Raw genomic sequence first — 12,179 nt, 5'->3', positions numbered from 1 at the left:
CGGATTGATTAATTTTTAAAGAAAGGGATCTTAAAATGCCTATGGCGAAAATTTCACCGAATGGATGGAACTGCGTCATCTGTGTAGGATGTATGGGATGTGGAACATGTGGCTTTACTCCTGCACTGGTTGGCTCAATTAGTTTGGCTTCAAGTTCTTCTCTGACTCAATGGTAATTTTAATTACATAATGACAAAGGATTCCACTAATTTCACAAAATTGGTGGAATCCTTTGTCAAATTAGGAGTGTGATTTTTATGTCATATATTTATTTTAAGCCTATACCTGAAATCTACATTTGTAAATTACCACAATCAACCATATACTATCTTATGTGCACAAATAACCCCAAAACACTGCCTCAAAAGAATCCAATTAATGAAGTAGCATTTGATATTTTGACACTTTGTGATGGAAAGCATAATTTTGATTCCATCGTCAATATATTTACAAAGAAATATAATGAAACCCCAGTAAATGTTGAAAATAATATTTATCAGTTTATAAATCAACTAGTAAATAATTATTCATTTGATTTACTTAAATCTTCTATCCCAGTAAATGCATGTCCGTCAATTATTAATGAACAAAATGACTATCCAACTGTTGCCACCTTAGAAATTACAAATAATTGCAACCTAAGATGTCGACATTGTTATGGCTCATATGGACGAGAATTGAATCAACAATTATCACTTAATCAATGTAAAAAAATTATAAGTGATTTGGCAACTATTAAAATTAATATATTAGAAATTACAGGTGGGGATCCTAGTGTGCATCCAGATATTTCTGACATAATTAGATATGCTCTACAACAGGGTATTCCAAAAGTTATGTTATTAACAAATGGTGTTTATATGTCAAATAGTTTACAGAGAGTACTAGTAGAAAACAAAAATAATATTTTTGTGCAAATTGATTTACATTCTTTAGATTCATCATATTTTGATTGGTTTACACAGTCTTGTGGAAATCTTGAAAAGGTTAAAAATAATATATTGACACTTACAAATGAAGGTGTAAATATCCGCGTAGCATCTATTTTTACTTCTAAAAACATAAATGAAATCTTTCAAATTGCAGAATGGTGTCACGATAGTGGGGTTGAACTATATTCGCCCTCCATCGTTACACCACTTGGTCGTGCAGAGACCGATTCTTCTTCTGCCGCTCCTCTTTTCCTAAATGAAAATCAGGTCCTTATTTTTAATAGGGAAATAAAAAAAGTAAATAACTATTTCCCGAATATGATAATTCAACCGCAAAATTTAAATACAAATTGTGGGGCTATAGTTTCTCATGTTTCAATTAATTCAGCAGGACTCATTAAATTGTGCAATATGGATACGGCAAAATATTTTAGTATTCCTTTAGGAAACGCTCTTAAAACTTCCATAAAAGAAATCTATGATAACAATAAAAAATTCCTTGCAGTTCTCCGCAAAACTATCGCACCATATCCTGAATCTAAGTTCTGTAAAATGTGCCGCTATAAAATCGAATGCGGACATTGTTTGTTGAGATCCTTAAAGCACTTTCGTGAAATTGGAACAGAATGTAAATGGTACTCTAATAATAAAAATGGAGCTAAAATATTACCATATATACATTTTATGGAGGAAAACTAAAATATGACTTTGCAAAACAATATTTCTGTAGAACATCTAGGGAAAAAATACTCGAACTTCCATTTATCTGACATTAGTTTTACAGTTAAACCAGGACAAATTGTTGGTCTGATTGGAGAAAATGGTGCAGGGAAAACAACCCTGATTTCTCTGCTTCTAAATCAGATTCAACGCGATACCGGTGAAGTGAAATACGGTGAAGAGGACATTATGGATGCAAAAGCGGAGATCAAAAACCAAATTGGTATTGTTCAGGACGACATTTTTTTTTATGACAAGCTGAATGCACAGGATATAAGCCGCATTTTAAAACGAATATATACGAATTGGTCACTGAAAATTTATAATAGTTTCTTGAAAAAATTCAACTTGCCTATTGACAAACCAATTTGCAATTATTCAAAAGGTATGAAAACAAAGTTACTATTATCAACTGCGCTTTGCCATCAGGCAAAGTATTTAATCCTTGATGAGGTTACATCAGGACTTGATCCTGTTGTACGACATGAAGTGATGACAATGTTGAGAGAGTATGCTAACAGGGGAAATTCTGTATTTTTCTCTACTCATATAACAAGCGACTTGGAAGGATTTTCTGATAAAGTCATCTTTCTTCATCATGGAAAAATAATTTTTGATGAATTTACGGAAAATTTAAATACAAAACAGATGATTATTGAATGTTCTGAAGAAGAAATGCAATCCATTCCAGCACAATTTCTAGAGTCCACATTGAAAGTAGGTAACAAATATCATGCATTGATCACTTCTGATTTTCCGAAAGAGCAATATCATTTCCCAATAAAGATTGCCAGTCTGGATGATATTATGCTTATGTACATTAAAGGAGAAAACGAATGAATAAAGTATTAGCGCTATGGTGTAAAGATTGGATTATGACAAAAAAAACAATGAGCGCAATGTCACTTATGCCGATTGTATTAGCAGTTGTATGCTCCATAGCAAATAAAGTGTATTTTATACCCATCCTTTCAATGCTGTTGAGCGTTTATCTGCCAGGGCTGGTGATTCAGTCTATTTCATTTGATGAACAGTCCAAATGGAAAAATTATGTCCGTGTTTTGCCGGTTTCCGTAACTGATGAAACACTTAGTAAATATATTCCACTATTTCTGTATTGCATAATTTCCGGCGGCATAATTTTTACCATTGGAAATTTTGTTTCAGCGATTGGATTCATTCCTATGTCATTTGCTATAATTACAATTGATACATTAATTACTGCTTGTTACGGATTTATATTTGGCTGTGTTTCCATTCCAGCAACCTATCGGTTTGGTACTGCAAACAGTCGATATTTTATTATGGGATTTATTCTAATCCCGGTTATTGTCGTTATTGTTCTGAGTAGCCTGAAAAACATTAAAATTACGAATATTATGTCTTCTATTCCTGCAAACATGGTTGCTATAATGATTGTAGGTATTTTTATTCTTGCAGCTTTTGTTTCAATTAAAATAACAATTCACGTTTTGAAAAGTCATCGAATATAATTACAAAAATATATTTACGAGGTGTAGTAAAGCATGAAGCTAAAACCGTATCAGCGTTGCCTGCATTGTGGGCAAGTGTACATTGGATCTTTTTGCCCCAAATGTGGAACTAGAAGTCATAATATTAAAACAGAAACAGATGTGAAATGTACATTTCTTGAAAAAATGAAGAAGATGGTTCATGTCCACAATAAAAATGATTCTCAACACAAAAAATGATTGGGATTCTCCGGTACAATCATCCCGTACACGATTACTGCGCCGAGTGAAGGGTAGTGTACAATGATGAGCCACGGTTGGTAATTATCAAACGCACCTTGATCTCGTCTAGCTTTTTTCATTGTTTCAATTATTCATTCTGCTGACCTGTCCCCAAAAGCCGTCCAGATAGGAAGTTAGTAATCGCCTGAGATTTTCAAAGCATATTCTGTTGGTGTCAAATTGTATAGAGAACTGTGCAGACGAAGGTGGTTATAGATGTTTGGCTGCTTAAAAATCCGCTTAATAAGACCTTTGCGCGCGCGAAATGAATCCAGAGTCGGCTGAATTTTATTTTTAAATTATTGACAAAAATCTAATTCTTGATTATAATTGATATATCAATAGTTTTAGTATCAACTATATATGCAGGGGAGGGTTTCAATGCCGACGAATTTGGATGAGTCCATTGGCTTACAGACCAACCGAATGCAAAAAAAATTGCTGAGGTATTTAAATCGCAGTCTGGAGTCTTATAATATCACGCTCGAACAATGGGTAGTGCTTTCCACACTGGCTGAGCAGGAAAACATTAATCAAAAAACACTTTCCTTGAAATCTGGTAAAGACCCAGCCTCTCTGCTGAGGATTCTTGATATCCTTGAACGTAAGTATTTAGTAAAACGGGGAGTGGACAAGCTTGACAGACGAGCTTTCCTGCTGCAAATTACTGCACAGGGCAAAAGTCTGGTAGAAAATGTAGCTCCTTTTATAGAAGAAAAGTTTAAAGAAATTACGGCGGACATACCAAATGATAAAGTTACTATTTTTAAGCAGGTGCTTAAAAAGATGGACGATAATTTGGAATTTCTTTTAAACCATTAAAAATTGCCCGATAAAAGCGCAGCTGAACCAGCTGCGCTTTTAAATTATTTTTTATTTTACTTATTGGAGGGTATGTACACAATGTCAACAACATCAACAAATGCGGCGGGTCTGGATGTGAATGGTAAACCCATCAAAGTTGGCCTGATTACAGCAATTCTCACAATCTCAGGCTTCTTTTGCATGTTCAATGAAACTGTATTGAACATGGCGCTTGCGAGTATCATGAAACAGTTTAGCGTTTCAGCGGTTACTGCACAGTGGTTAAGCACAGGCTATATGCTGATTATGGCTGTTTCAATTCCTATTTCAGCGTTTCTCATACAAACGATCAAAACAAAACGTTTGTATGAAATTGCAATGCTCTTTTTCATTTTCGGAACGATAATTGCGGGTTTTGCACCATCGTTTGCGATTCTGTTTACCGGCCGCCTTGTACAGGCTGTCGGAACCGGCATGCTGATCCCCAATATCGTCAACACTCTGATTGTTATTAATCCAGTGGAAAAGCGCGGCAGGGCACTCGGCATCTTTAACCTTGTCATGTTTTCTGCGCCTGCAATCGGGCCGGTATTTTCCGGTATCATCGTACAGTCACTTGGCTGGAGATGGCTGTTCTTATGCATCCTGCCCTTTAGCATCATCGTTTTAATATTTGGCGCAATATTCCTTGTCAATGTTACAAAACTGACCAAACCGCGGTTAGATGTTTTGTCAATCATTCTTTCCACAATTGGCTTTGGCGGTTTGATTTATGGAGCAAGCAATATTGGCGGTGGAAATGCTGCATTGACAGCAGTTCCGCTCATCTGCGGTGTCGTTGTTCTGGCATTGTTTACTGTGCGGCAGTTAAAGCTTAAAGAGCCAATGTTGGATGTACGGGCATTTCGTTATCCGGTGTTTTCCGTCGGTATGTTATTAATTATGATTACACAGATGGTGAACTTTGCAATTATGCTAATTCTGCCCATGTTCATGGAAGGAGCAATGGGCCTGAGTGCTCTGGTTGCAGGCGTCATGATGCTGCCAGGTGGATTGATCAACGGTATCTTTTCACCGATTTCCGGCGTCCTTTACGATAAATATGGACCACGGGTTTTGGTCGTTCCGGGCTTCATTCTGTCACTGGTTGTGTTCTTCCTGTTCTCACAGGTCTACGACCACAGTGATTGCGGTTGTTATTTTGTTACACTGCCTGTCACTGGTTGCGGTGGGCCTGCTGAATACACCTTTACAGACGCACAGCCTGAACCAGCTTCCGCCGGATTTGTATCCGCACGGTACTGCAATCAGCAATACACTCCAGCAGATTGGCGGCGCTTTTGGTACTTCCCTTATGGTTGCAATTATGACAGCAGTGCAAAACAATTATATTTGTGCAGCTGGCAACCATAGTGCAACAACACAAGCGCTTGGTCTGGTAAGTGGTGTCAAAACTTCTATGCTCGTGTCAGCGGGTATTTTGGTCGTTGGTGTCATTTTGGCCTTCTTCTTTAAACAAGGAAATGCACAGAAATCTGTACAAAGCGATTCAGACAAAAACGAAGGTCCAGCGGCATAAAACAATTAACCGGTATGTCCAAGAAATTTATGTATTGCTTGGGTATGAAAATGGCCTCCTGCCGCCTTTTGAACTGCCCCAGTAAAAACGGACATTGCAAAAGAGCCTCCCATCGTAGGATAATTAAACTACGATGGGAGGCTCTTTTTATGAAAAGAAGTTGGACGAATATAAAAGCATTTGAGCCGAAAATTTTGGCGATGAGGGCAGCAGGAAAAACGCGACGTGAAATTGCAGGACGAATTAGGATTAAAGAAAAATCAGATAAAAGGCTGGATTAACCGACCAAGGCGTTCTGTATCTGTCTATGATTCGCAATCTCTTTGACAACAGCATTGTCGCTTACAAGACAGGAACCGAACAGACGGTAAATCTTGTTTTGAATACAATCAAGCTTGCTATGGAAAAAGAAACGGTCGCCAGGGAGTTGCACCTCCACAGCGACCAAGGGTTTCAATAAACTGCTTTAAAGGAGTCATGCCCTGTACTCTGCAAACCACTGCAGGGCAAAATTTTTCTTCTGATTCACTTTAGCACAAGCGCTTTATAACAACCAAGCAAATCTGCGTCATATTGTTCAGGGGGCAGCCAATAGATTTTCGGAGTATCCGGTATTTCTGTAAGATGCAGTTTCTTTACTAAATTAAAGTAAATGGAAACACTGTTGTTTTGAAGCTGCGCCTGCGAGGGAATTTCACCATTTTCCAGCATCTTTTTAACTTCAGAATTGGTGACAGCCAACACCTCCGCGTCTTCCGTGATAATTTTAAATTCTTTTGCCATCGTCAAAAATTCAAAGTTTCGTTCATCGCTTAACAGTTTATCCTGCATTTTTCGGATATGGCTGCGTTTGCATTCCTGTGAAAAAGCATGCGTTACCATTTCAGACGGTGCACTGCCTTGCAGCGGCTTTTTCAGTGTGTCGGCAGTTATCATTTCCCGCCAAACTTCAGCAGAAACTGAAAATGCACTGCTGGCTGGGAAGCGACTGTCATCAAGCGTAAATGCCCACAAGCCAGGACTTTCATATTCTCCCTCTCGGCTGATACGACCCGCAAGCTGCAAAAATGAAGCACAGGAAAATGCCCTGCAAAAACCGTTTCGAAAGGACAGGTTAAGTCCCATGCTTGCATAGGTGGTAGAAACAAGTGTCCAATTTCCGTCCGCGCCGTTTTTCGGATCCAAAAGTTCCTTTACTTTATCCAAAATGCGCGCACTGTCCTGCGGTGCAAATGCATTTGATAAATGATATACTTTTTCCCCTTTACAGTACAGTTCATAGGCAACTTGTGCGGCCGCGCGGCGGCTGTCCAACATAATGATGCGCGGGCCTTTTTGTGACAGCGCAAAACAGAGCAGTTCGTCCAGTGTACTGAAGCGACACTGTGCAAACTCCTGCGGTAAGAGGTGCATGTGCACACGAATTTTTTCCTGCTGCTCCATCTCTTTCTGCAAAGTTGCAGGCAGCATTGGTGTGGGGACAGTTACCGGATGTTTTTCGGCGTGGCCACTAAAATATGCTTTCCGAAAATTCCGTTCTTCCCAAAACTGAATCATCGTACCGGAGGAGAGCACTACAGAGCAGCCCCAATTTTTTTGCAGCTGCGTAAGCCACTCCCAAACGGCAGGCAGACACTGCACGGGTGCAGAGGCATGAAATTCATCCAAAAAGATACCTGAGCCCGGCAGTTGATGAAGTTTATATAAGCGTGCCGGCTCATTTGATGCCAGTGTTTCAAAAAATTGAACAGCCGTTGTAAGAATAATCGGTGCTTCCCAAGTTGCCGCCAGACTTCTCCATTCTTTTTTGTCATATTCTGCACGGTGATGCAAAACAGCAATGATTTCTCCGGATTCATTTTTTTCGTCTTCCAATAAGATGGCATCTTTTAAGACTTTTTTCATCTGCTCTAAAATGCTGGTATAAGGCAACACAATAAACAAATGCCGCAGATTTCGCTGCACTGCACAGCGCAGTAAATGAGCCAACACCGCTGTTGTTTTTCCAGTGCCAACCGGCGCTTCACAATTTTGCAGAGAAGCGTTTGTATCTGTCTGCGTTCGGCAGGCTTGATAAAAATCATGCCGCAGCCGGTTACGTTCCCTTTCTTTGCTGTTTTCAGCTTTCTGCGCGTCTTCTTCTAGACCTGCAACATAGTTGTCTAATGCTGCTAAACGTTCTGACCATCTTGGAGCAAGCGGCTGCGGTAATTTCTTGCCGCCGGTATCACACCAATCAGCAGTCACTAAACAGGACAGCAGCAATCGCTCTTCCAGCGCAGTTTGTAATTTTGCTGTATCAGGCTGCGGCAAACCACCCGCCACAGCCTGATGTCTGTCACAGCAATTATTCATATTTTTCTGAATTTTTGCCTCATCAAATTGAAATTCCTCTGCTTTGAAATTTTTGCAAAACGGCATTTCTTGTCCAAGTTCTTCATAAATATCGGGAAGTCCGGGGTAATGGTGTCCATAAACCAATGCAGCCGAAAGTGAGTCGCCTTGCTCGTAAAACCAATGGGCACCCATTACACTATGCCGTTCCGGCAGTCTGCCTGTCCGTTTTTGCTCATGCAGGACCTCTTGATTTGCATCACTCAGTTTCCCAAGATCATGCATCTCCGCAGCTGCCTGAAGTTTTGCGTACATCTTTTCAAATTGCTGCTCCGAAAAAAACGGACGCATTGTTTCCAAGAGGTTTTCAGCTTTTTGCACAGTCCCCTGAATATGTTCTCGGTATGTCTGCTCCTGTCCGCAAAATGATGCACTGTGTGCCAGATATTCCATCTTTACATTTGCTCCATCAAATCACACACCGGACTGACCTTGCCTTCCATCTGCTGATTGAGCTGCTCTATCCGTTTTTCCACAAGTTCCAAATCATAATCCTGCAAGCTATGCGCATATTCACCCGGATGCAGCGGTGTTGGGGTAAGCGCCTCAATAATTTTAAAGTCATTGTAACAGCCGCGTGCTTTGGCATGTTCTGTACAATAAATATGGACCAAGTTGACCTGCGAGCGAATATAGGAAGCGGTTTCCTGATATGCGTAGGGCAGTACATGAAGCATCAATTCAATATCAAGCGGAGTACAGTTTGTGCGCCTTGCCGCTGTGGCATTCACAAAAAACGGCATCGTATACAATCCATATGGTACAATACGATAAGCAAGCGGCGCCATCCCCTTGCCCTTACCGTCCTGTGCCGGTAAAAGCTTAGTGGTCGTCAGCCGTTCTACTTCAACGGGTGACAGAGAAACACCCATGCCAAACTGCACGGCACCGGTATGAATTTGACTGTTCTTGGAGTCCTCACTGTTCTTCTTTTCCAGAAATGTTGAGCCAAAAACGCGGGCATCCCAAAAGCGGTTAATAAATTCTTCAGCAGTCAATTTGTTAATTTCCGTCCGCTTTGTGTCTTTTTGCTCCAATATGTCATAGTGGCCAGCGTCTTTAGGTGTAATTCCCAATTCCTCACTGATTTCCTGCCACACGGGACCTTCCTTGTCGGCGATTAATGCGCGTACCTTATGCTTCAGAGAAACCGGAGAAATTTCACCAAAGCCGTCTGCACGGCGTCGTGGGTCATTATCCTGGTCTGGATTCCCGTTTGGATTTGAATTAATGGCCTCAATCCACAAAAGTCCTGTCATACGATGTAAAGTTTCCCGATTCATTATGCATTCTCCTCCTGATTTGATTTATCTGCACTGTCATCCGGCAGTTGTGCCAGATATCCCAGCAGCAATTCGGCACGTTCTTCTGCAGAAAGCTTCTGTGGAAATGCAGATGACCGATGCAGTTCTGCAGAAACCTTTTCAAATTGTTTTAAGGTTTTGCAGTCTATTTCTCTTTCTGCCCAACCAATATAAATGCGCATCTTTTCTTCAAGACGGTCAAGTGCTTCCACCGGATTTTGCAAAGCAATCATAAACACTGCATTTCCCATGAGCTGATTTGGCAGCGGCTGCGTTTTATCCCCACCATTGCGCACAGCAATGCAGTATTCTTTATGCAGTTGGTCTGCTAACTTCAAAAAACGTCCCAATAAAAACGCCTGATTCTCCATATAATTCTCCTTCTTAATTTGACACTTGTAAAGCAAAATTCCCAGCAGGGAAACCGCCGCACAAAGCTTTTCCATGTTTTTCTGCGAAAACGGCTGTTTGAATTGTGTGGTCTGAAAGCCAGCCGCATCCACCAAGAATCCGCTAACCGTTGTGAGCGTCTGCTGCAAAAATTCCCGTGCAAATTTGCAGTCCGTCTGCTGATTCTCCGTATGTGATAAAAACAGCCCATAAATTTGCTGCAGCGTTGGCCGCTCAGAAGTAACCTCACGCACAAATTGGTCTATTCCGTCTGTCACACCCAGCTGTGAATGATACTGCAGATGCAGCACCCGCCAAACGGCGCCTGGTCCCGGACAGTGTGGCCTGTACCATCGGATTTCCCGACCATCCTTGGATTTAAACTTAACAGCAAACAAAATACGGGGCAAATTTTTAGCGGATTCACACCATTCCGATATATCTGCATATACCTGCTGTGCTGTGAAAACATTTGCATAGGCAATTTGCTTGCGTCCCGCGTCCAGTGTTTCAAAGAGCTGCAAATGTACCGCCTTGTCCGGAACAGATTCTATTTTCAATTTTAAATAATCAAGTACATTGTTACATATAGATTCATAAATTTTTATTTGTCCGTCATCCGATAGGGACTGCGCCAGTTTAGCTTCACAAGCCGAGTCATCTTCCAGCCATGCCAACAAAAGCATGGGCTTTTTCTTAGCAACACCCGGAAAGCTGCTCCAAGTTTTCCCCTTGCGCTGTTCATCCATCAAAAAGGCAAGTGCGTCAGTTATTTGCTGTACTTCGTCTACGCCTGCCGAAAAAGCCTGTGCTCCCTCCAGTTGGTAGCGAAGGTAGCACGGAATAGCTGATGTATTATTGGAAAACAAGGATACCAAGCCAAGCACCTGAAACGATGGATTGGGATATTTATCCGATATCAGCGGGCAATTCGCCCCAGAAAGCGCCGATATACCCAATGCGGCTGCATTGGATGCTTCTTCTGGCTTTGTTAACAGGCAGCGAATCAGCGCCTGCTCCGTATCTAAACTAGCGACAATGCAGTCTACTTCTTCTGTTTCCGCTATATCAAAATAGCACATACAGCCCGCCGTATATTTTCCCTTTTTCATATCACCGGCTCCAACAAATAACTTTTTGAGGAATTCTGCATTCTCTGCTGATGTGAAAAGGTCTGTAAGGTTTTCTTTCACTGCTTTACGCAGTGAAGAATAAAAATCAGCACTGTATTCCTGTGGAAAACGAAGCAGCAAGCGCCGCAGCGCCTCTAAATCCGAATCGTCGCTCTGCAAAACCGGTACCATTTGTTCCAATGTCCACTTTTTCACTGTAATCTCTTGGCTGTCATGATTTGCCGTATCTTCCAACGTAGAAAACAGCTTTCCCTTTTCCTGCACATCTGCTTTTTTCCATGCTGCTTCATTGAATGACCGTGAAACACTCTCTGCTAAAAGGGGCTTTTGTACGCGGATCGCCGGGAAACTATTATGATTTCCCTTGCTGTGTTTCCACAGGATTCCGGTTTTCTGTGGAGAAAGTATCTTGACATACTGCGGCATGCCCGCTTGGTCTAACCGAATATACAGACACTGGCACTTCGCTACTTTATGTATATCGCGCTGTGTTTGCATCTCAGAAAGCACCTGCTGTTTTTCCAATGTACCGGCAAGCTGGTACAGTTCATTCAGCATACCGCAGCACCCCCTTTTCAATGCGGACATTCTGTTGAAATTTGGGAGAAAGACGCCCTCCGGTCTGTCTGTCATACATTGTATCCAGCATAGACGGAATCATCAGATTGATACTTTCATCCGGAACTGTATCTGAACGCAGCGGTCCAAAATAGGCCGGTATCATCTCGGAAAGGCCCAAGTGCGGTGTGCTGAAAAAACGGCCTTTTTCTAAATTTCTAAGAAACATATCCTGCATCTCATGTGCGTAGTTTACTTCGTGGGTAGGCTTATCATAGCTTTTAATGGTGCCGTAGACTTTGTAATCTACATTTTCCAAAACTGTTATGACTAATTGAAACGGACCTGTCTTCTCACGCAATGGACCATTGTAATTCTGGACATACTTATGATAAACAATGGGACTGCAAATCTCCACACGCTCCGGCCAAAAATAAGCGTTTTTAAACAGTGCAACGCTTTCTGCGATTCCAATGAGAGCAGATCGAGTGGGTGCCGGATAAGAAATTGGTACAGCACCGGTATCCGGTCTGGTGAAGCAAGCATTTCGTCCTGCTATCTCAAATGCCCAATTATACCTTTTTTCTATCATATTTGTTTCTCCTTTCTGT

General features: G+C 41.2%; 10 protein-coding genes. 6 read left to right on the top strand and 4 right to left on the bottom strand.

The window, feature by feature from the left end; all coding sequences use genetic code 11:
• The first annotated feature begins 257 nt into the window (after nt 1-257).
• The 6 genes from H6X83_RS01915 to H6X83_RS14655 all read left to right on the top strand — a co-directional run bounded on the left by H6X83_RS01915 (nt 258) and on the right by H6X83_RS14655 (nt 6,070).
• Nucleotides 258-1,631 (top strand): radical SAM protein, encoded by a 1,374-nt coding sequence (locus tag H6X83_RS01915; protein WP_212507495.1) that lies wholly within the window; start codon nt 258-260, stop codon nt 1,629-1,631.
• A gap of 3 nt (nt 1,632-1,634) precedes the next feature.
• Nucleotides 1,635-2,492 carry an ABC transporter ATP-binding protein gene (locus tag H6X83_RS01910; protein WP_212507494.1) on the top strand — a complete coding sequence of 286 codons (858 nt, stop codon included), beginning with the start codon at nt 1,635-1,637 and terminating at the stop codon, nt 2,490-2,492.
• Nucleotides 2,489-3,145, top strand: coding sequence for an ABC-2 transporter permease (locus H6X83_RS01905; RefSeq protein ID WP_212507493.1), 657 nt, complete (start codon nt 2,489-2,491; stop codon nt 3,143-3,145). Before H6X83_RS01910 ends, H6X83_RS01905 begins: the two co-directional genes overlap by 4 nt.
• A 642-nt stretch (nt 3,146-3,787) precedes the next feature.
• Nucleotides 3,788-4,228, top strand: a complete 441-nt coding sequence (locus H6X83_RS01900) for a MarR family winged helix-turn-helix transcriptional regulator (RefSeq protein WP_212507492.1) — start codon at nt 3,788-3,790, stop codon at nt 4,226-4,228.
• 81 nt (nt 4,229-4,309) lie between these two features.
• A complete protein-coding gene (locus H6X83_RS01895; protein ID WP_246419429.1) occupies nt 4,310-5,623 on the top strand; it encodes a DHA2 family efflux MFS transporter permease subunit in 1,314 nt (437 codons plus the stop codon).
• Between the two features lie 315 nt (nt 5,624-5,938).
• Complete coding sequence (locus tag H6X83_RS14655) at nt 5,939-6,070, top strand: hypothetical protein (RefSeq protein WP_281391039.1); 132 nt, start codon at nt 5,939-5,941, stop codon at nt 6,068-6,070.
• 244 nt (nt 6,071-6,314) lie between these two features.
• Here the strand turns inward: H6X83_RS14655 and H6X83_RS01890 are convergent, their stop codons facing one another.
• The 4 genes from H6X83_RS01890 to cas5 are packed head-to-tail and all read right to left on the bottom strand — an operon-like array spanning nt 6,315 to nt 12,160.
• Nucleotides 6,315-8,576 (bottom strand): CRISPR-associated endonuclease Cas3'', encoded by a 2,262-nt coding sequence (locus H6X83_RS01890; RefSeq protein ID WP_212507491.1) that lies wholly within the window; start codon nt 8,574-8,576, stop codon nt 6,315-6,317.
• A 2-nt stretch (nt 8,577-8,578) separates the two neighbouring features.
• Nucleotides 8,579-9,466 (bottom strand): type I CRISPR-associated protein Cas7, encoded by an 888-nt coding sequence (locus tag H6X83_RS01885; RefSeq protein WP_212507490.1) that lies wholly within the window; start codon nt 9,464-9,466, stop codon nt 8,579-8,581.
• Nucleotides 9,466-11,568, bottom strand: a complete 2,103-nt coding sequence (locus tag H6X83_RS01880) for a type I-C CRISPR-associated protein Cas8c/Csd1 (RefSeq protein ID WP_212507489.1) — start codon at nt 11,566-11,568, stop codon at nt 9,466-9,468. The genes H6X83_RS01885 and H6X83_RS01880 overlap by 1 nt, the downstream gene beginning before the upstream one ends.
• The gene (cas5, locus tag H6X83_RS01875; protein WP_212507488.1) at nt 11,558-12,160 is read right to left on the bottom strand and encodes a CRISPR-associated protein Cas5; all 603 of its coding nucleotides are present in this window, start codon (nt 12,158-12,160) and stop codon (nt 11,558-11,560) included. Before cas5 ends, H6X83_RS01880 begins: the two co-directional genes overlap by 11 nt.
• Nucleotides 12,161-12,179: the final 19 nt, after the last annotated feature.

It is taken from the genome of Caproicibacterium amylolyticum (assembly GCF_014467055.1).
GTDB lineage: Bacteria > Bacillota > Clostridia > Oscillospirales > Acutalibacteraceae > Caproicibacterium > Caproicibacterium amylolyticum.
This window is presented reverse-complemented; position numbering and strand designations above follow the sequence as displayed.